This window comes from Leptolyngbya sp. FACHB-321, from assembly GCF_014695975.1.
Classification (GTDB): Bacteria; Cyanobacteriota; Cyanobacteriia; order Leptolyngbyales; family Leptolyngbyaceae; genus Stenomitos.
The window spans coordinates 167,746-187,739 of sequence record NZ_JACJPI010000084.1; the positions used below are offsets into that span (position 1 = coordinate 167,746).

Sequence of the window (19,994 nt, forward strand, 5' to 3'; positions counted from 1 at the left end):
AACCCAAGTTAACTCAAAAGCCCCTCGCTCCCTGCTCTCTCATCCCCTTTCCCTATGCCTTCCCGCTCCACTCGCTCTTCCCCAGCCTTTCAAACCTTGCTGCCCTGGCTCGATGTGGTGGCGATCGCTGCCTGGGGGATTCTCTTCCTCAAATACTGGTTTACTGGCAAGCTGAATCTGCTGATTCATCCCAACTATATGGGGCTAACAGTCGTGGCTGGGGTCGTTTTGCTGTTGGTTAGCGGCATCAAAGCAGTTCTTTTAGTGAAGCAAGCGCGCCGACCGGTGAGGGGTAGCGCGATAGGACAGCACCTGACGTTGTTCCCACCGGGCTGGAGTACGACACTGCTATTGGGCACTGCAATTCTGGGCTTGCTGATTTCGCCACGTGCCTTTGCCAGCCAAACAGCGATCGATCGTGGCGTGAACGACAACATCACCCTCACTCGTGTGAAACCGCAGGCATTTCGTGTGAGCACTAACACTGCCGACAAAACCCTAGTGGATTGGGTACGAACGCTGGCAGTCTATCCCGAACCCGATGCTTATACAGGGCAAAAGGCAAAAGTGCAGGGGTTTGTTGTTTATCCCAAAGATCTGCCTGCTGATTATTTCTTGCTGTCGCGGTTTGTGCTGACCTGCTGTGCCGCAGACGCCTACCCCATTAGCTTGCCCGTAAAGCTGCCTCAAGGTTCTGATGCTCAGGGGCGCGAAGCCTACAAACCTGATATGTGGCTCGAAGTTGAGGGGCAGATGATCACAGCCGAACTTGCTGGCAAACGTCAGTTGACGATCGCAGCTAAAACGCTGAAACCCATTTCAGAACCCCAAAGACCTTACGATTATTAAAGAGATGAAGGCTGAAGGCTAAAAAGTTAACTGCTGATCGCTAGGCAGAAGACAGGCGGCAAAAGGCAGAAGTGAAAGGTTTAGAGGCAAGGCTTCTAGATTTAGCTGCCTGCTTCAGTGAGCTTTAAACTGCCGTATGAGGCAAACTTTTGTGGAACCAGATGTCATCACGCAATACGCCTACGAGCATATCCCCATCACCAAACATATGGGAATAACGGTTCTGGCAGTAGACGATGTGCAAATTTCGCTGTTAGCGCCCTACGCGCCCAACATTAACCATCGAGAGACGATTTTTGGCGGCAGTATCTCTAGCCTGGGCATTTTGGCTGGCTGGGCGCTCCTATGGGTAAAACTCCAGGTGGAAGAGACGCCAAATCGCCTGGTGATTCAATCGAGCAGTACGAACTTCATGAAACCAGCGACGGACGCGATCATGGCTTGCTGTCAGTGCGATCGTGCTAGTTGGCTCACGTTCTACACTATGCTGCAACGGCATGGAAAAGCTAGAATCACCCTCAACACTGAAACGTCCTGTAGGGAAACCATTGTTGCCACACATACAGGACAGTAAGTTGCGATAAGAACCTGAAGGGGATAGCCATTAGCGGTCAGTTTCCAGCCTTCAGCCTTTAGCGCTTCCAGCCTTCAGCCTTTAGCTTTCATCCCTCATCTTTCTGCTTCCCCTGCATCCCCTTCCCCCTCTGCTCCCCCTTGCCTCCTATCTATGCTTTACTAATCCCTTAGTCACATACCTCTTTTCTCGCCACCATGACTTCTACGCTCAACCAGCAAATTCAGCAGTTTTACGATGCCTCCTCCGGTCTGTGGGAGCAGATTTGGGGTGAGCATATGCATCATGGCTATTATGGTGCTGATGGTCGTCAACCCAAAGAGCGGCGGCAAGCCCAGATTGACCTGATCGAAGAACTGCTTCAGTGGGCACAGGTTGAGCAACCAGAGAGAATTTTGGATGTGGGCTGCGGCATTGGTGGCAGTTCGCTTTACCTGGCGGAGAAATTTAGCGCGAATGTGACGGGCGTTACCCTCAGCCCAGTGCAGGCAGGTCGGGCAGCAGAACGGGCTAAAAGCGCAGGTATGGCAGGGAATGGTGCGGGAACAAGCGCGATCGCCCAGTTTCAGGTTGCCGACGCGCTCAATCTGCCTTTTGCCGATCAATCGTTTGACTTCATCTGGTCGCTAGAAAGCGGCGAACATATGCCCGACAAAGCTAAGTTTATGCAAGAGTGCTACCGAGTGCTGAAACCGGGCGGCACGTTCTTGATGGTGACGTGGTGCCATCGCCCCATCGATCGCCAACCGTTAACAGCCGACGAGCAGAAGCACCTGGCAGAGATCTATCGCGTCTACTGTCTGCCCTATGTGCTATCGCTACCAGAATACGAGGCGATCGCCCATACCCTCAACTTTCAGCAGATTCGTACCGCCGACTGGTCTACAGCCGTAGCACCGTTCTGGGACGTAGTGATTAGCTCCGCCTTCAATTTTGAAGCGCTCGTCGGTCTACTCACATCTGGTTGGACAACAATTCAAGCCGCGCTCTCCCTCAGTCTTATGCAGCGTGGTTACCAAAGTGGACTAGTCCGTTTTGGGCTACTCCATGCAACGCGATAGCAACCTTTTAGCGCTGCATCCCACTTTTGAAGACATAATTTGTCAAGACTTACGCTCAATACGAGCGAAAAAACGACCCGTTCATCCTGGAGCGATCGCCCCATAGCAGTCGAAGAGAACGCTAGGACAGACATCAACCTTGAAACTTCCTTTAAGCAAGGGCTTTTATTCATCCCTCATCTTTCATCCTTTTGCTGCATCACACGTGCATTCAGCTTTAGCACTGTTCCCTACCACTATTCGAGAGCCATTAGCCCATGCCGTTGTCATCACCAAAAAAGATCCTCGTTGTCCTCAATGGCAAAGGAGGCGTTGGTAAGACAACCACTGCAATCAACTTAGCGGCGGCACTGGCGGCAAACCAGCGCGTCTTGCTGGTCGACGCTGATCCACAAGGGTCAGCGACCTGGTGGTTTAAGCATGGCAATCATCCTATGGGTTTTGATCTCAGGCAGGAGACTGAGCCAGCAGCACTTGCCGACCTGCGCGACGGAGGAGACTACGATCTGCTGGTCGTTGATACGCCTCCGGCTCTAGCTTCCGAAGGGCTGGCAGCCGTCATTCCTGTAACGGACTACATGATTCTGCCAACACCACCTGCACCAATGGACTTAACGGCTTTAATTGAGACGGTACGGACGACAGTCACACCAAGAGGCATTGCCCATCGGGTGCTGCTGACACGAGTCGATCCTCGTAGCATCAATGAAGCAGTAGAAGCCCAACGCACGCTTAAAGAACTTGGTATTCCAGCCTGCACAACGTTCATTCGTGCCTACAAAGCCCACGAACGGGCAGCCTTAGAAGGACTACCAATTGCACTGTGGCACGGTAAAAATGCGCGTGAAGCTGAGGCTGATTATCATCAGGTTGCTGAAGAAATTCAGCGCGATTGGCAACAGTAAAACAGCCATGAAAGATCAAAGGCAGAAAGTTCACAGTGCAGTTTCGCTGGCAAATGGCAGTATGGTTTGTAGAGGTGCTGAAACAGAACTCGACACCGCCTTACCTGAGAAGGTATCTATTTAGAGTATTAGTGATGCATGGGGAACGGAGGACGCATGGCTAGGAGACGATTGTCAGATTTATTGCGCGAAGAAGCAAATAAACCCTCAGAGGAGGCAACGGCTGCGGCAGAAGCTAAACAATCAGCCGATAAGCCAAAAGCAGACGCTGGGGATGCAGCAGGAGAAACGACAGCCACCATGACAGACTCAGTTCCTACTAAAGCCACTACAACGGCAAAGAGTCGGGCGACCAAACAGACTGAGGTTACAGAGCTGGACCCTGCTCCCGAACCAAAACAGGACGAAATCTTACTACAGAAGATTACAGATCTGACGGCTGCACTAGAGGCCCAAAAAGAGACGATCGAGCAGTTGCAGACTGATTTGAAGCAGACCCGCAAAGACGCGCGCCAGCTGACAGATACTAATGTCAAACTCGCCGAAGAACTGAAGACGATCGAGCAGTTGCAGACCGATCTGAAGCAGGCTCGCAAAGACGTGCGCCAGCTGACAGATGCCAATGCCAAACTCGCCGAAGAATTGAAGACCTTACAAGCAAAAGAAACAGCCGTAGACAATAGCACTCTTCCAGTACCAATAAAATTGGCTCCGCAAGAGTTGAAGTTGGCACCTGAGCCTGTAGCCTCTGAACGTGTTGAAGCCTCTGCACCTGTTGAAGCCTCTGCACATCCGCTTAACTCCTTTAACCGAGATGTCGGCTGGTTTGACTAATTGCTGTACTGACGCTTGTCACACTACGGATGCTCGCTACTTCCATTGTCAACACACAGTTACCGACACATTAGTTAGTTGCAAACCCACTTCATATCTGGCATGGCAAACAAACTGATTCAAACGCTTGCCGTTGACATCGGTGGCAGCGGTATCAAAGTAATGGTGTTAGACGAGGAGGGCAATCCCGTCACAGAGCGCGATCGCGTTGAAACGCCCCAGCCTGCCAAACCAGACGCAGTGATTGCTGCGATCGTTGGGTTGGCAAAGGGCAAGGAATACGATCGCGTCTCTGTAGGTTTTCCTGGTGTTGTTAAAGCAGGTGTAACCAAAACAGCCGCTAATGTTGACGCTGAATGGATTGGCTTTGATTTAGAAACGGCGCTCTCTCAGCAGCTAGAGAAGCCTGTGCGCGTCATTAACGATGCGGATATGCAAGGGCTAGGATCGATCGCTGGGAAGGGGGTAGAGCTTGTACTGACGTTTGGCACGGGACTTGGTGGTGCGCTCTTCCTTGACGGCAAGTTGGTGCCCAATCTGGAGCCAGGACACCACGAGTTTCGGAAGGGAAATACCTACGAACAACAATTGGGCAACGCCGCACTCGAAGAAGCGGGCAAGAAAAAATGGAACGATCGGGTAGAAAAAGCGATCACGTCCTTGGAGCATCTGTTTAACTACGACATGCTCTATATTGGTGGCGGCAACGCAAAATTCATCACCGCTACCCTGCCTAAAAACGTCAAGATTGTACCAAATATTTCTGGCTTGCTCGGTGGCATTGCTCTGTGGCGGGAGTAGAGAGCTTGAAGACGTAGGTTTAGTGCTCAGGTTTGAGTTCACCCTACACGTTCTTGAAGCACTCGTATTAAGGCACGCTGTCTATTAAGCAGCCATAACAGGTTAAGATAGACGACGTACTGCACCGACCTCACGGAGAGGTGGCAGAGTGGTCGAATGCACTCGACTTGAAATCGAGCATCGCGAAAGCGATCGGGGGTTCGAATCCCCCCCTCTCCGCTTTAAGCAATACTCATGCTACTAGCTACATCCCATTGCTACTTTGTGTTAGCAGTGGGATGTAGCAATAAATAGGGAAATATTACTTACAGAAGACGCTTAAGCACCCCAGCAGCGTGAGGCATCTACACGATCGCAGTCGTCGATTTTTGTTGCCTCCAAGGACTTTAATGGCTTCAGGTGCGTAGAGAAAATGAGACCGATCGCTGTTTACGTAGTTCCAACTGATCAGCCAGTCTAGCTTCCCCCCAATCGAGAGGCGATTTTTCTTCGGGCGGGACAACCGTGACCGAGGCAACTTTAACTGGCGCGACTTTGGCTAGCGCAACCGTTGGCTGCCCAGCAGCAGGCGCTGCCTTCGTTTGCTGAGCTTGATTCAATTGCATTTGAGCAAGCTGCATCAAGGTTACAGAAGGAGTAGCCTTAGTTGTCTGGTTACGACGTGGCTCCAGCACAAAAGAAGGCGCTGGGGCTGGGGCAGGCGGGGATGATGGGGTCGGTATAGAGAGTTCCATTGGCTCTGGCGCACTTGGAGTCTCCTCTAACGCACTTGGAGCAGGATGGGGCGCAAGGTGCTTTAGCTTCAGTTTAGGAGAGCGAACCTGAGGACGGGATGGGCGCATTGCCTGCTTAGCAACCAGCATAGAACCAGCTGCACAGCTTAGGGCGATCGCTCCAAACAGCCACAGTGGCAAACGACTTTGTTGCTCTCTCTGAGGCGTTTTAGCCATCGTTCTTACGATCGCCGCTTCTGTAGTTCTTTTCCCATCAGATGATTCAGGACTCAGCAAACCGCTGACTGCAACAAGAGAAATCACAACCATAACGACCCAGGCACCCCCCAAAACAGCGAAGGGGCGAGTCCATAGAAACCGACTAAAAGCAACTGTTATGACTGACTTTTGACGGTTCGGTTGGCTCGCTCGTGCAGGCATTGGTAATTGCGGTGGTTTTGATCGGTGCTGCTGCCTTTTCATACCACTCCCAGGTGCATGAACTCTTCTCTAGTTAGATTTTACTCAATGCACTCAATAAGCAACATTAATCTCAGGAATTAGAAGCCTAAGCAATCGGTAAGCATGAAAAGCATTAAAAAAAGAAGCATGATGCGAACGCGATCGCCGCTAGAATCGTCCATCTGCTAACCAACACGATTAAACTAAAGCAGCAGCCAATCTCAAAACGCTCCATCATGTCATTGCCACCCTTGCCGCTTTCCACTCCAGCAGTGCTGCTGTATGCCATTGCTACCGCGGCTGTATTGGTATACCTACCCTTTCTTGTCGTCGCTTACGGTCGGCTTCAAGCTGGTTACGATATGGCGCAACCTCGTGCTCTTTTTGATAAGCTGCCAGCCTATGCCCAGCGAGCGACGTGGGCGCACGAAAATGCGTTTGAGTCTTTTGTACTGTTTGTGGCGGCGGCATTAATGGCATACGTCACGGGGCAGCAGTCCGCTTTAGCAGGTTGGGCAGCGATCGCCTACATCGTCGCGCGTTTGCTTTATCCCACCTTCTACATTTTGAATGTGCCGATCGGGCGATCGCTCATGTTTCTGACTGGCTCACTGAGCATTACAACACTTATTGGCTTGAGCTTGCTTACAGTCAAATAGTGCGTGAGATCATCCAGCAATAACAGCCCTACCTTTCAGGAGATACCCATGACCGAGCGATCAAGTGGGTCGATTGACCTCGCTCCTTTTATTGATCACACGTTGCTACATCCGACCGCAACACTAGAGCAAGTCGAGCAGTGGTGTGAGGATGCCGACCAATTTAACTTTGCGGCTGTTTGCGTTCATCCCGCTTATGTGAGGCAAGCCGCCGCTTTACTACATGGCAAGCGACCCAACGTGTGTACCGTCATTGGGTTTCCTTACGGTGCCACCACCTCAGCCGTGAAGCTCTATGAAGCGCAAGAGGCAGTAGAAAACGGGGCGATCGAGCTGGATGTAGTAATTAATATCGGTTGGCTAAAGGCAGGCAATATGGATGCCGTACATCGCGAAATTGCCGAAATACATGAAGCGACTGGGCAAACAATTAAAGCAATTTTGGAAACCGCATTACTGACGGATGCCGAAAAACGATCGGCGGCTGAAGTTTGCATGGAGGCTGGTGTTGCTTACCTCAAAACCAGCACCGGCTTGTATGGTGGGGCAACGGTTGCCGATGTCCGCCTACTGAAAGAACTGACTAAAGACCGGGTGGGGATTAAAGCCTCTGGGGGCATTCGTACGGTGGAACAAGCGTTAGAGTTAATCATGGCTGGAGCAACTCGACTCGGCACATCACATGGTCCTGAATTAATCAGGCAGCGCGAAGGTAAAGCGATACGCTAAAAAGAGAAAGGCGGACGTACTTTAGCTTAAAAGATAGAGGGCAGAAGCGGCATAAAGCTGTTAACTGTTAGATTCAGGAAGGGCAAGACCCGATCTAGCCTAGAGATTTTCTCAAGACAAAATCCCCTTTCTTTCCCTCCGCACCTTTGCTCCTACTCTCCATATACCCATTGCATCACCGCCTGCATGAGCCGTACTTATAAAGCGACTGGAATCAATCTCAAAAGTATGCCGATGGGTGAGTCCGATCGGTTGCTGACGATTTTGACGCGCGAGTTTGGCTTGGTGCGGGCGATTGCCATGGGGTCGCGCAAACACAACTCGCGGATGGGTGGACGGAGCGAACTGTTTGTAGTCAATGAACTGATGTTTGCGAAGGGACGGTCGCTCGACAAGATCACGCAAGCAGAAACGCTGGAGTCTTATCCGCGCTTAGGACAGGATTTAAGGAAGCTGATTGCCAGCCAGTATCTCGCTGAACTGTGTCTGCATCAGGCGTTGAGTGATCAGCCGCAAGAAGAATTGTTTTACCTGTTCAACGAACATCTGGCACGGTTGGAGCGATCGCCCGCATCACAGGTATTGGCTCATTTGACTCATGCAGTTTTTCAACTGCTTGTCCTAGCAGGTGTTGCACCCCAGGTGCATCTCTGCTGCATGACCCGAGCAACGCTGCCGCCTGACTTGACTGATTGCAACTGGCGCATTGGTTTTAGCATTCCAGCTGGCGGTACCGTGACGCTGGCAGTGCTTGAGCAATTGCTTGTTAAACCAGCACCGCGCCGTCATCAGGTTGCAGAAGCCACAGCCGTAAGGGTGCCACAGGTGGGGGAGCCGCACGCTATGTCTGACACTACCGCCATTACAAGTCGCCCAGTTAAGGTCTACCAGCCGTCACCAGCGATCGCCAGTTTGCATCGCCGTTTAAGTGCCCCGGAACTGATGCTGATGCAGCATCTCGCTGAAGCAACGTTGCCTGAGCCAGAAGCGTTGCTAGCGCAAATGCAGATGGCAGGAGAGTCTTACGGAACGCTCGACCCACTATGGCAGTCTGTTGAGCACGCCTTACGCTCCTATGCTCAGTATTACCTCGATCGCCCGATCCGCTCTGCTAGCCTCATTGATGCCTGTTTTGCCACTGCCAATCCTGCCTAATTCCCTCAAACACCTCTTCAAGTTATGATGCGATTGTCCAGCTCTGACCTACAAGCAACGCTGATGTTGTCCTTGAATCCAACGAATTCAGGTGACATGATCAACCACGAGTCACGTAAGGTAGATCTTGATGCTTTACTCGGTGATCCAGCGTTGGCTTCGTCAAATGATTCGTCAGATGATTCCATGTCACCTCTAACCAGCCAGGACGCTGGCAAACCCAGATTGGCAGAGGACATCTTTAAAGCGGCAGAGGACAGAGTGGCAGATGACTTATCGCCGCAGCGCCGACTAGCGCAAGAGCCGTGGCAGCCAGCAGACGCCGAAACAATGCCTTTACCAGCATTGGAGCCACAGAACAATGGAAATGGAAATGGTCATGGGTCAGCGAACGGACTAGAATCGCTTGACAGTACCCCAACGAATCATCAAGCACCAGAGCCAGAGCAGGGCTTTTTTCCTGTTTTGAAGAACCGCAATTTTCTAACCTTGTGGAGTGGTCAGGTTTTTTCGCAACTGGCAGACAAGGTTTATCTGGTACTGATGATTGCCCTCATTGCCAGTCGTTTTCAGAGCGATGATCAGTCGATTAGTGGCTGGGTATCGTCGATTATGATCGCGTTCACGATTCCAGCAGTGCTCTTTGGCTCGATCGCTGGTGTCTTTGTCGATCGCTGGTCAAAGAAAACGGTGCTGGTGCTGACCAATCTTCTGCGTGGCGGCTTGGTTTTTGCATTACCGCCGCTGCTCTGGCTATCGAAAGGTTGGTCGCCACTGGCAGGCTTACCCGTCGGCTTCTGTGTGCTACTTGGCATCACGTTTTTAGTTTCAACGCTGACTCAGTTTTTCGCGCCAGCCGAGCAATCAACGTTGCCGCTAGTAGTGGAGCGACGGCATCTGCTGTCTGCCAACTCGCTTTATACCACCACAATGATGGCGTCGGTAATCATTGGTTTTGCCGTCGGTGAACCGCTGTTAGCGTTGGCAGATACTCTCATTAGCAAGCTCGGCTGGACGGCGATCGGGCTAGGTAAGGAACTGGTTGTTGCGAGTGGTTACACGATCGCGGGTGTTATCTTGCTGTGGCTGCGGACTGGCGAGAAAAGCCGTTTAGCAACCAACGCGACGGAAGAGGCGATCGATGCTGAGGCACCCCATGTTTGGCAGGACATCCGTGACGGCTTACGCTTTCTGGCAGAGCAAGGTCGCGTGCGGAGTGCGTTGATTCAACTAGTCATTCTATTCTCGGTTTTTGCAGCGCTGGCAGTCCTTTCGGTACGCTTGGCAGAGGTAACACCAGAAATCAAGTCTTCTCAGTTCGGCTTTTTGCTGGCAATGGGTGGCGTTGGTATGGCGATCGGGGCAACGTTTATCGGACAGTTTGGTCAGCGGTTTCCCCATACACAACTGAGCCTGGTTGGTTCATTGGGCATGGCAGCGTCGTTATTTGGTATTTCTCTCTCTGTTACACGGCTGATACCGACGCTACTACTGATTGCAGCCTTGGGAGGCTTTGCGGCTGTTGTCGGTGTACCGATGCAAACGGCGATTCAGGAGGAGACACCCGAAGCCATGCGGGGCAAGGTTTTTGGCTTACAGAACAATGCCATTAACATTGCCCTTAGCCTACCGTTGGCGCTTGCTGGTGTGGCTGAAACGTTTTTTGGCTTACGTGCCGTCTTTATCGGTCTAGCTGTTTTGGTCGTCGCAGGAGGGGTCTTAACCTGGTATATTTCCCGTACAGGATTAAACCAGCGTTAGTGGGTGATGGGCTGTGCGGTTTTGGTTAGGTGTACCCATGCTAATGGCTCGCTAATGACTGACCATTAATCACTGCACCCTATCCCTTTCGTTTCTATACCCTGAATGCATATCGCCTGGCTCGGAAAAAAGTCGCCTTTCTGCGGCAATGTTACCTACGGTCGAGAGGTGACAAACGCGCTCTTAGATCGAGGTCACCAGGTCAGTTTTTTTCACTTTGCTCAACCGGAACCACCGCCGGACAACTGGCCTGACTTTCAAGAGATTTCGATACCGTTCCTTTACAAGTCGCAAATTTATACCATACCGACGTTCAAATCGAGCAAGATTCTGGCGCAGGCGCTTTATCGGCTCAAGCCTGATGTGGTTCACGCTTCACTGACCCTATCGCCGCTTGACTTTTTGCTGCCAGAAATCTGTCTTGAGCTGGGTATTCCGCTTGTTGCCACGTTTCATCCTCCCTTCGATCGCAAACCGCGTAATCTAACATCGGGCACACAGCATCTGATGTACCAGCTTTATGCACCGTTTCTAGCGAAGTACGATCGCGTCATTATCTTTTCTCACATTCAAAAGGAACTGCTAATCCGCCTTGGTGTACCAGCCTCCAAGTTGGCAGTAATTCCTAATGGGGTAGATATACAGAAGTATTCTCCAGGACCATCAAGCCTCAAAGCAGAGTTAGATGCCGATCGCATCTTTGTCTACCAGGGACGCATCGCACCCGAGAAAAACATCGAATCCTTGCTTAAAGCCTGGAAACAATGTCGGATGGACGATCGCACCAAGCTAGTAATTGTGGGCAACCACGGCTCACTCGCAGCCTCTTTAATTCCGTTCTACGGTCCAGAGCACGGCATCATCTGGTCAGGCTTTATCGCTGACGAGCAGCAGCGGATTAACATCCTGCGTGGCTCTGATGTTTTTGTGCTGCCATCTCTGGTCGAAGGACTGTCGTTGTCGCTCTTGGAAGCGATGGCATGTGGATTAGCCTGTGTTGCTACCGATGCGGGCGCTGATGGCGAGGTCTTAGAACATGAGGCAGGCGTGATCTTAAAGACCCAAAACGTCGCGACCCAACTTAAAACGTTGCTTCCCCAACTATGTGAACACCCAGGCTGGACAACGTTGCTGGGGCAAAATGCTCGGCAACGAGTTAAAGAGCGCTACACGCTCACCGACAATATCACACACTTGGAAAGCCTTTATGATGAGGTTTTACGGCATCAGCCTGCACCATTAAGGCGAGTTTCATAAATGAATTTGACTGATTTGGCTTTTACTCCTGCCCTGGAGCAGGCACGGTTGATTCGCCAGCGGGAAATCTCGCCGCTAGAGCTGGTTGAGCTTTACCTGCAACGCATTGAGAAACTGAATGGGCAGTTGGGCAGCTATGTCACGGTGGCAGCAGAACTTGCCATTGCTGACGCTACAGCTAAAACGGAGGCGATCGCTCACAACAGCGAGGAGCTACCACCGTTTTTTGGTGTGCCAATCGCCATCAAAGACCTGAATGCAGTGGCAGGGTTGCCCTGTGCATATGGTGTCAAAATTCTTAAAAAGCGCATTTCCACTGAAGACGATGGTGTTGTCTCCCGCATCAAGCAAGCTGGCTTCATCGTTCTGGGCAAAACTGCTACATCCGAAGTTGGGATGCTGCCTTATACCGAACCAGATGGCTTTCCACCTGCCCGTAACCCCTGGCATTTAGACTATACGCCCGGTGGTTCCAGTGGTGGCTCAGCAGCAGCTCTAGCAGCAGGACTCTGCGCGATCGCTCAGGGATCAGATGGGGGTGGCTCCATTCGAGGACCGGCATCGTGCTGTGGGCTCGTTGGTATCAAGCCTTCACGGGGACGTGTAACCCATGCGCCCTATGGCGATCGACTCAGTGGTATTGCCACCAATGGACCAATGGGTCGCACAGTTGCTGATGCAGCAGCATTGCTCGATGCTATGTCCGGTTATGTCGTTGGTGACCCTTACTGGCTACCCGATCCAGACCCCTCTTTTCTAGCAGCAGCCCAGAAACCACCGGGTCATCTACGTATTGCTTTTGCAACGACCATTGAACCAGTCGGAGCAGCAGACCCAGGCTGTAAGCAGGCTGTTTTAGATACAGTGCATTTACTACAGACGATGGGGCATACGGTAGAGCCAGGTTGCCCTGATTTTAGTGATCTGATTGAGCCGTTTAGCGTGGTCTGGCAGGCTGTCCTTAGTGAGGCAGGCATCCCGTTTATTTTTCTTGGCAAGATGAATCGGTGGTTACTCAATCGATCGCGCTTTCACTCCAGCGGCAAATACCTGCGAGCCGTTGGCAAAATGCAGATGGTTGCCCGTCGCATAGTCGCCTTCTTTGATGCAGTGGATGTGTTAGTGCTACCAACTTATCTACACTCCACTATCCGCGTGGGCGAGTGGGCAACACTTCGACCCAGCAAAACTCTGGAAAAAATCATCAACTGGGTAGCGCCCTGCCCCCCATTTAATGCAACTGGGCAGCCTGTAGTCACGATTCCCACTAGTTTTGACCAAAACGGTCTGCCGATCGGCATCCAATTGATTGGTCGTCCCGCTGCTGACGCCACTGTAATTGCCCTAGCCGCCCAAATCGAAGCAGCAAAGCCTTGGATTCACCATCGCCCAGCTTTTGCCAAGTAAGACTAGTAGCCTCTTAAGGCTGAAGTATCTGCTAAGTCAAGAGGCTAGCTCAAGAGCAGGGATATAAGCACATGTCTTTCCTCTTCACTCATCGACCCTTTACTTTATTACCCACTTATTAACCTCTCACTCTAGACCTTCCCCCTGCTAGCCAAACTCGTTAGCAAAATTAGTACAACTTTTATGCCTAAGCTAGAGACACAAAGCGAAATATTGGGTATGATACCTTCAAGAGTGTAGCTAGCAGGACAAAATGCTCTTGCTCTAGAGTCTAATGTTGATTACGCTTGAGTACGTCAGCTTGCTAGACAATCTGTAGTTACAAGCAACCTTGACAGTTGCTCTGTATTGGTGTGTGGAGGATAAATTACCGTCATGTCGAATCTCTTCTTGAAATCTCTGCTAGTTAGCCCCGCAGTTCTTGCTGCTGCTCTGGCAGTGTCTACATCCGCGATTGCAACTGAAGCTAAAGCAACAAACGATGTTGTGCAGTCTCAAGCTTCAGCCCTTCAGCCTCTTTCACTGGCTGCTGCGCCACAGATTGCTGCACCAGAAGTATCTGCTTCAGATGTTGCACCGATTGCGTCTGATCATGCGGTCACCAGCTTAGAGCCAAAAGCTTTACCTGCACCAGTAGAAGTTGCACAAGCAGCTCCCGCAGCCTCTGAGCCTGCTCTTTCTGAGTCGCCCTCGAACTCTCTGAATCAAATCAATCGGTATACCCGCGAAGGTCGTACCTCAAATGCTCAAGTAACTTCGGTTTCTCAACTTTCTGATGTTCAGCCAACCGATTGGGCATTCCAAGCGTTGCAATCGTTGGTCGAGCGCTACGGTTGTATTGCTGGTTATCCTGACCGTACCTACCGTGGTAATCGTGCTACCACCCGTTACGAGTTTGCGGCTGGCTTAAATGCCTGCCTTGATCGCGTCAATGAACTCATTGCTGCTGGCACTGCCGATTTGGTGAAGAAAGAAGACTTGGCTGTGCTGCAAAAGCTACAGGAAGAGTTTGCGGCTGAATTGGCAACCCTTCGTGGTCGCGTTGATTCTCTAGAAGCTCGGACAGCAACCCTTGAGAAGCAACAGTTCTCAACTACCACCAAGCTTTCGGGTGAAGTAATCTTCGCTATCACCGACGAGTTCGGTCAGCCAAGAAGCAACGAGACTGTGTTCCAGGACCGGGTTCGTTTAGCTCTCAACACCAGCTTTACGGGTAAAGACTTGCTGGTCACTCGTCTTGCGGCTGGTAACTTTAGATCTTTCAACCTTGGAGATGACTTCTCAGGCGTTGGTTTACAGACATTCCAGTTTGGTAGTACAAATAACAACCAAGTCTTCGCTGACTGGGTTGCTTACTACTTCCCATTGGGTGAAAAGATTAGTGTTTATGTTCCAGCCTTCGCAGGTCTGCAATATGACTACGCCCCTACTCAGTCAGGTCTGATGGAAGGCTTTGATGGTGGTTCTGGACCACTTAGCGTTTTTGCTCAACGCAACCCAATTTACAACATTGGTGGTGGTTCAGGTCTTGGTGTGAACTTTGACCTTACCAACAACTTCAAGATCAGCCTTGGTTATTTGGCAGACAACTCCACTTTGAACGCAGAGGGCGGAACTCTTCAGCCACCAGCGGCTGCTTTTGGAGCGAATAACCCTGCTGAGAAGAACGGTTTGTTCAACGGTAGCTACTCCGCTTTGGCTCAAGTTGCCTTCAATACTGATTTCTTCTCCATTGGTCTCACCTACGTGAATGCGTATCGTCGTGGTGCGATCTTTGACACCGGTAGCGGTGGTGCAGTTGTGGGTACAAGCCTGGCAAACCTAGCGTTTCTTAACCCCAATGGCACATTCACATCATCTCGAGTGAATGCTTACGGTATTTCAGGGTCGATTAACCTTGGCAGAAATATCTCGGTAAATGCCTTTGGTTCGTACATCGAAGCTGATAAAGTGGGCGATGGTTTTGATGCGGGCGATATCTGGACTTATGGTATCGGTCTTGCCTTTGCTGATTTTGGCAAAAAGGGAAACCTGCTGGGTCTAATGGCAGGTGTTGAACCTTATCTGGGCAACAGCCAACAGCTTGGTCGTGGGACAGGAAACTCTGAGCCAATCCACCTTGAGGCGTTCTACAGATATCAGTTGACTGATAATATTTCTATTACGCCTGGTGTTATCTACGTGATTAACCCTGGTCAAGTCAACAACAGCTCAGACATCTTCATTGGTACTTTGAGAACGACCTTTACGTTCTAACTCTATACAGAAAGCCTCCCTGCACTAGTTGCAGAGGCTTTTGTACCGTTAACTTTGAAAGCTCTCCCTTTACACGGAGAGCTTTTTTTATGGTTTTCTTGTTTGTAACAATCTTTACCAGCTTTATGTGATGATTTTTACTGAAAACCTTAAGAGTTTACCTTTCTAAAACAAGTGCTAGAAAATAACCAGGGAAATAGTGTATATATTTAAAGTCCTGTTAACCATCGTCCCTAATAATCAGTAGAGAAGGTCGGTAGTACTATCCAACAGAGTGGTATTGCAGATTGCAAAATCGTCTCTTGAGTGACCCTTCTAAACCATTACTTTTGTTGAGGTTTCTAGCTTCTCTTTGAATCAGAGAAGTTGTCGAGGAACAGCGCGTTGATGAGTAATGTGGACGGTCTGTAAACGGAATCTTTTGTCTTTAAGGTGTGAGTGTGAAAGCAATGATGTCAAGAAAATTTTGGAAGCCTTTGTTGGCAGTCCCTTCTCTTTTGGGTGCAACGATCGCAGTATCTGCAATCGCAGCGACAAGCGTTGCCGCTAATGCTGCTGAAACAGCAACCGTATCAGTGTCTTCAGTAGAAGCTGCAGAGCCTGTAGTGGAAGCATCAGCAGCTCCTGTGGAAACGACAACGATTGCTGACGCAACGATCGCTAACGCAGCACCAGCGCCAACGCAGTCTGCTACAACAGCGTCAGCTCAAGAAAATGAGGCTACTGCTGATTTAGCAGCGACAGGGATTGCAGGTCAAGTGACATCTGTTTCTCAGTTGTCAGACGTGCAGCCGACCGACTGGGCTTTCCAAGCACTGCAATCGCTGGTTGAGCGCTATGGCTGTATTGTTGGTTATCCTGATCGCACCTATCGTGGCAATCGGGCACTGACTCGGTATGAGTTTGCCGCTGGCTTAAATGCTTGCATGGATCGGATCAACGAGTTGATTGCTGCAGGCACCGCTGATCTAGTCAAAAAAGAAGACCTCTTAGCAGTTCAAAAGCTGCAAGAAGAATTTGCGGCTGAACTAGCCACGCTGCGCGGTCGTGTCGATGCGGTAGAAGCACGGACAGCAACGCTGGAGAAGCAGCAATTCTCCACCACCACCAAGCTGGTTGGTGAAGCCATCTTTACGATCGCAGACACCTTCGGCGATAGCGCAACTAGAACCGGTAATGGCACCCTGATTCCTGGAACAACCGAGAACGACAACACAGAAACCATCTTTGCCGATCGTGTTCGTCTTAACCTAGACAGCAGCTTTACTGGTAAAGATCAGTTGCGGATTCGCTTGCAGGCACGCAACATCACGCCTTTTTCGGGTGCTGCCTTTACTGGAACGAATGAAACGCGGTTAGGTTTTGATGGCAACAACTCAAACTCTCTTGAAGTCAGTAAGGTCTTCTACCGTTTTGCTCTCAGCAACAACTTTAGATTGCAGGTTGATGCAGTCGGCAATGAGTTTTACAACGGTCTTGTTAGTACCCTAAGCCCCTTCACAAGCAGTGGTAATGGCGCACTGTCGCGTTTTGGACGGTTTAGCCCTATCTACCGGAGCAATGCAAACGGCGCTGGTTTTACGTTTGAGTACAAGTTTAGCGATTTTCTCGCTCTTCAAGGTGGCTATATTGCTGACACCCTTAGCAACGACCCAACTCCAACAAATGGTCTTTTCAACGGGGCTTACACTGCTTTAGGGCAGGTCGTTCTCAAACCCAGCAGAGCTCTTGAAGTCGCGCTGACCTATGCTCGCTCTTACTACCCTGGTAACGAGGTCAACATCACCTCAAGTACTGGTAGTGGGTATGCGTCTAACCCCTTTGCTTCCAGTGCAGCGATTCGTCGAGCCACATCATCTGATGCATTTGGTGTGCAGGCGCAGTTCCGCCTCAGCCCTAAATTTATTGTTGGTGGCTGGTTTGGCTACACCAAAGCCTATCAAGCTGGGAATGCAAATGAAGCCGATGTTCTTAACGGTTCTGTCTTCTTAGCCTTCCCCGACCTGGGCAAGAAAGGCAACTTGGGCGGCATCATCGTGGGTATTCCACCGAAAGTTACTGGCAACGACTTTATTGCTGCTAATGGGCTGCGCCGCATTGATGACGACACCACATACCATGTAGAAGCGCTGTACCGCTACCGTGTGACCAACAACATTGCGATTACACCTGGTGTCATCGTTATCTTCAACCCAGAAGGAAACAACGACAACGCAACACAATATGTTGGCGTGATTCGGACAACCTTCTCGTTCTAGTGAGCTAAAAGCTCAGGTTAATAAATAAACTAAGCCCCGTCGCGACGGGGCTTTTTTCATGCATCAGTTGCTTATAGGAATGCAATACATATAGCTAAAGGATAAAGGATGAATAGAAGCTCCTGCTCAAAGGAGGTCTTAAGGTTCAAGCCTGTCCTAACGTTCTCTTTGGCTGCTATAAAAGCATAATCATCAAAAAGCACCTAAGCTTCGAGCTTTTTTGCTTAAGTCAGTGTAAAATCTGACGAGTTGAAAAAAACTCATTCGATGGGTTCTTTCAGCAGCTTTTAAGTAGGATTTGTCTCTTGAGTGTGAGGTGTGTGGGAATGAAAGAAATGATGTCAAAACAGTTTTGGAAGCCTTTACTAACAACTCCAGCGCTTCTGAGTACTGCTGTTGTTATTTCTACGATCGCAGGTACAACGTCGGCTGTAAAAGCGACGGAAACGATTGCTAGCGAGACTCAAACTCTAACTGCATCGGCGCGTTCTGAAAGTCCCGCGCTTACAGCGGACGCTTCAGCCGTAACAGCTCAGCCTGTTGCATCAACAGCCCCTGTGAATCAACTGTCGGTTTACAGCGCTGAAGGTAAAGTTGAACCCGATGGTGTGAGTCAGGTGACATCTGTTTCTCAGTTGTCAGACGTGCAGCCAACTGACTGGGCTTTCCAAGCACTGCAATCGCTGGTTGAGCGCTATGGCTGTATTGTTGGTTATCCCGATCGCACCTATCGCGGCAACCGAGCGCTGACTCGGTATGAGTTTGCTGCTGGCTTAAATGCTTGCATGGATCGAATTAACGAATTGATTGCTGCTGGCACAGCTGATCTGGCTAAGAAAGAAGATTTGCTAGCAATCCAAAAACTGCAAGAAGAATTTGCGGCTGAATTGGCGACCTTGCGTGGTCGTGTCGATGCGGTAGAAGCACGAACAGCAACGCTTGAGAAGCAGCAATTCTCCACCACCACTAGGTTGGTTGGTGAAGCCATCTTTACAATCGCAGATGCGTTTGGTGATTTCCCACAGCAAGGAGGCACTAATACTGTCTTTAACGATCGCATTCGCTTAAACTTGCTGACGAGCTTTACAGGCAAAGATCGCTTGAGAGTACGCCTTCAAGCTGGTAACGCGACACGACTGCTCAGCAATCCCAGCATTCCTAACGCGCAAAATAACTACCAGCGTACTAACGAAGGGAACTTACCCTATGACGGTGGTAACCCTGCTGCTGATGGCACAGTCACCGACCCAAACAATAGCGGCAATGCAGTCGCTTTGGAAGCACTCGATTACCGCTTCCCCATTGGCAACAATATCTTTGCGAACGTTTTTGCGAATGGTGCGTTGCACCACTACTATGCTGATACAGTCAACCCCTTCTTTGAAGGTAATGGCGGCGGTCAGAACGCACTGTCGCGTTTTGCTGAACGGAACCCAATCTACCGCATTGGACCCTTGGGCGCAGGGGTTGGGTTTAACGTTAAGTTTAGCAATAGCCTCAAGCTCGACCTTGGCTACATTTCTAACACTGCCAGCAACCCTGGACCTGATGCCGGTCTCTTTAATGGCAACTACTCAGCGTTGGCGCAGTTGGTCTTTAACACGGGCGGCTTCAAGCTTGGTTTAACTTATGTACGGGGTTACGAGCGTAATACTCCTGGGCTGACGGCTGGTAACAACTTCAACCTGGGTGGTACGGGTACAACGTTTGCCAACCTAAACAATAATTCCCTTTTGAGGGGACGATCGTTTCCAGTTGAAAGCAACTCGTTTGGTGTGGAAGCATCTTTTCAGCCAACCTCCAGCATCGTTGTCAACGGTTGGCTAGGCTATAGTGACGCGAATATCATTGGTCTAGGTGACGCAGATATCTGGAACTTTGCAGTTGCAGTTGGCTTCCCCAACCTGGGTAAGAAAGGCAACTTCTTGGGTATTGTTGCTGGGGCAGAACCAACATTGAGGGGCACTGATTTTGACCCTGTTAACTTGAGTCCAGCCTTCGCTAGCAGAAGTCAGGATTTTGCTTACCACATCGAAGTTTTCTACAAGTACCAACTTACAGACAACATTTCGATTACTCCCGGTGTGATTTATCTCCCCAGTGTCAACCAAAATGCAGGCATTCCTGGAGACAACTCCAACGCAGATGTCTTTATTGGAGTTTTACGCACAACCTTTACGTTCTAGCTAGCTGTAGTCACTGTTCCTCTAACTTATGTATCTGACCTGATGATCTGCACTAGAACAGTTACTTAGTCACACTGCTAGTAAGAAGTGGTAACGGAAATGTAAGTGTATGAAAAAGCCCTGCGAT

The 19,994-nt window shown here is 50.3% G+C and carries 16 protein-coding genes and 1 tRNA gene; 16 read left to right on the forward strand and 1 reads right to left on the reverse strand.

Annotated elements, in window-relative coordinates; genetic code table 11:
- Window positions 1–54 precede the first annotated feature (54 nt).
- From H6F76_RS27700 to H6F76_RS27730, 7 genes are all read left to right on the forward strand, one after another.
- Window positions 55–849, forward strand: coding sequence for a TIGR03943 family protein (locus H6F76_RS27700; protein ID WP_190513184.1), 795 nt, complete (start codon window positions 55–57; stop codon window positions 847–849).
- Window positions 850–985: 136 nt separating this feature from the next.
- Window positions 986–1,423 carry a YiiD C-terminal domain-containing protein gene (locus H6F76_RS27705; RefSeq protein WP_190513186.1) on the forward strand — a complete coding sequence of 146 codons (438 nt, stop codon included), beginning with the start codon at window positions 986–988 and terminating at the stop codon, window positions 1,421–1,423.
- Window positions 1,424–1,620: 197 nt separating this feature from the next.
- Window positions 1,621–2,484 carry a methyltransferase domain-containing protein gene (locus H6F76_RS27710; RefSeq protein WP_190513188.1) on the forward strand — a complete coding sequence of 288 codons (864 nt, stop codon included), beginning with the start codon at window positions 1,621–1,623 and terminating at the stop codon, window positions 2,482–2,484.
- Between the two features lie 257 nt (window positions 2,485–2,741).
- Window positions 2,742–3,389: a ParA family protein gene (locus H6F76_RS27715; protein ID WP_190513190.1), complete on the forward strand. Its 648-nt coding sequence runs from the start codon at window positions 2,742–2,744 to the stop codon at window positions 3,387–3,389.
- A gap of 156 nt (window positions 3,390–3,545) precedes the next feature.
- Window positions 3,546–4,223 (forward strand): hypothetical protein, encoded by a 678-nt coding sequence (locus H6F76_RS27720; protein ID WP_190513192.1) that lies wholly within the window; start codon window positions 3,546–3,548, stop codon window positions 4,221–4,223.
- A 102-nt stretch (window positions 4,224–4,325) separates the two neighbouring features.
- Window positions 4,326–5,024 carry an ROK family protein gene (locus H6F76_RS27725; protein ID WP_190513194.1) on the forward strand — a complete coding sequence of 233 codons (699 nt, stop codon included), beginning with the start codon at window positions 4,326–4,328 and terminating at the stop codon, window positions 5,022–5,024.
- A 134-nt stretch (window positions 5,025–5,158) separates the two neighbouring features.
- Window positions 5,159–5,243: transfer RNA gene (locus H6F76_RS27730), tRNA-Ser, on the forward strand.
- Between the two features lie 176 nt (window positions 5,244–5,419).
- On the opposite strand, the gene H6F76_RS27735 is transcribed toward H6F76_RS27730, so the two are convergent.
- Window positions 5,420–6,178: a hypothetical protein gene (locus tag H6F76_RS27735; protein ID WP_190513196.1), complete on the reverse strand. Its 759-nt coding sequence runs from the start codon at window positions 6,176–6,178 to the stop codon at window positions 5,420–5,422.
- A 257-nt stretch (window positions 6,179–6,435) separates the two neighbouring features.
- Here H6F76_RS27735 and H6F76_RS27740 point away from each other — a divergent pair, with 257 nt between their 5' ends.
- From H6F76_RS27740 to H6F76_RS27780, 9 genes are all read left to right on the forward strand, one after another.
- Complete coding sequence (locus tag H6F76_RS27740; protein ID WP_190513198.1) at window positions 6,436–6,858, forward strand: MAPEG family protein; 423 nt, start codon at window positions 6,436–6,438, stop codon at window positions 6,856–6,858.
- Window positions 6,859–6,906: 48 nt separating this feature from the next.
- Window positions 6,907–7,587, forward strand: coding sequence for a deoxyribose-phosphate aldolase (gene deoC / locus H6F76_RS27745; RefSeq protein WP_190513200.1), 681 nt, complete (start codon window positions 6,907–6,909; stop codon window positions 7,585–7,587).
- 186 nt (window positions 7,588–7,773) lie between these two features.
- Complete coding sequence (gene recO, locus H6F76_RS27750) at window positions 7,774–8,742, forward strand: DNA repair protein RecO (RefSeq protein ID WP_190513202.1); 969 nt, start codon at window positions 7,774–7,776, stop codon at window positions 8,740–8,742.
- 24 nt (window positions 8,743–8,766) lie between these two features.
- Window positions 8,767–10,503 carry an MFS transporter gene (locus H6F76_RS27755; RefSeq protein ID WP_242036879.1) on the forward strand — a complete coding sequence of 579 codons (1,737 nt, stop codon included), beginning with the start codon at window positions 8,767–8,769 and terminating at the stop codon, window positions 10,501–10,503.
- Window positions 10,504–10,608: 105 nt separating this feature from the next.
- The gene (locus tag H6F76_RS27760; RefSeq protein WP_190446237.1) at window positions 10,609–11,760 is read left to right on the forward strand and encodes a glycosyltransferase family 4 protein; all 1,152 of its coding nucleotides are present in this window, start codon (window positions 10,609–10,611) and stop codon (window positions 11,758–11,760) included.
- On the forward strand, window positions 11,761–13,167 hold the full coding sequence (locus tag H6F76_RS27765) for an amidase (protein ID WP_190513204.1): 1,407 nt from the start codon (window positions 11,761–11,763) through the stop codon (window positions 13,165–13,167).
- A gap of 375 nt (window positions 13,168–13,542) precedes the next feature.
- Window positions 13,543–15,423 (forward strand): iron uptake porin, encoded by a 1,881-nt coding sequence (locus tag H6F76_RS27770; RefSeq protein ID WP_190513206.1) that lies wholly within the window; start codon window positions 13,543–13,545, stop codon window positions 15,421–15,423.
- Window positions 15,424–15,902: 479 nt separating this feature from the next.
- On the forward strand, window positions 15,903–17,681 hold the full coding sequence (locus H6F76_RS27775) for an iron uptake porin (RefSeq protein ID WP_347276143.1): 1,779 nt from the start codon (window positions 15,903–15,905) through the stop codon (window positions 17,679–17,681).
- Between the two features lie 326 nt (window positions 17,682–18,007).
- The gene (locus H6F76_RS27780; protein WP_242036880.1) at window positions 18,008–19,867 is read left to right on the forward strand and encodes an iron uptake porin; all 1,860 of its coding nucleotides are present in this window, start codon (window positions 18,008–18,010) and stop codon (window positions 19,865–19,867) included.
- Window positions 19,868–19,994 lie beyond the last annotated feature (127 nt).

Bases quoted from the DNA above. Each gene is read 5' to 3' on its own strand.
- H6F76_RS27700 (WP_190513184.1), top strand. From the start codon at position 55: ATGCCTTCCCGCTCCACTCGCTCTTCCCCAGCCTTTCAAACCTTGCTG.
- H6F76_RS27705 (WP_190513186.1), top strand. From the start codon at position 986: ATGAGGCAAACTTTTGTGGAACCAGATGTCATCACGCAATACGCCTAC.
- H6F76_RS27710 (WP_190513188.1), top strand. From the start codon at position 1,621: ATGACTTCTACGCTCAACCAGCAAATTCAGCAGTTTTACGATGCCTCC.
- H6F76_RS27715 (WP_190513190.1), top strand. From the start codon at position 2,742: ATGCCGTTGTCATCACCAAAAAAGATCCTCGTTGTCCTCAATGGCAAA.
- H6F76_RS27720 (WP_190513192.1), top strand. From the start codon at position 3,546: ATGGCTAGGAGACGATTGTCAGATTTATTGCGCGAAGAAGCAAATAAA.
- H6F76_RS27725 (WP_190513194.1), top strand. From the start codon at position 4,326: ATGGCAAACAAACTGATTCAAACGCTTGCCGTTGACATCGGTGGCAGC.
- H6F76_RS27735 (WP_190513196.1), bottom strand. From the start codon at position 6,178: ATGCCTGCACGAGCGAGCCAACCGAACCGTCAAAAGTCAGTCATAACA.
- H6F76_RS27740 (WP_190513198.1), top strand. From the start codon at position 6,436: ATGTCATTGCCACCCTTGCCGCTTTCCACTCCAGCAGTGCTGCTGTAT.
- deoC (WP_190513200.1), top strand. From the start codon at position 6,907: ATGACCGAGCGATCAAGTGGGTCGATTGACCTCGCTCCTTTTATTGAT.
- recO (WP_190513202.1), top strand. From the start codon at position 7,774: ATGAGCCGTACTTATAAAGCGACTGGAATCAATCTCAAAAGTATGCCG.
- H6F76_RS27755 (WP_242036879.1), top strand. From the start codon at position 8,767: ATGATGCGATTGTCCAGCTCTGACCTACAAGCAACGCTGATGTTGTCC.
- H6F76_RS27760 (WP_190446237.1), top strand. From the start codon at position 10,609: ATGCATATCGCCTGGCTCGGAAAAAAGTCGCCTTTCTGCGGCAATGTT.
- H6F76_RS27765 (WP_190513204.1), top strand. From the start codon at position 11,761: ATGAATTTGACTGATTTGGCTTTTACTCCTGCCCTGGAGCAGGCACGG.
- H6F76_RS27770 (WP_190513206.1), top strand. From the start codon at position 13,543: ATGTCGAATCTCTTCTTGAAATCTCTGCTAGTTAGCCCCGCAGTTCTT.
- H6F76_RS27780 (WP_242036880.1), top strand. From the start codon at position 18,008: ATGAAAGAAATGATGTCAAAACAGTTTTGGAAGCCTTTACTAACAACT.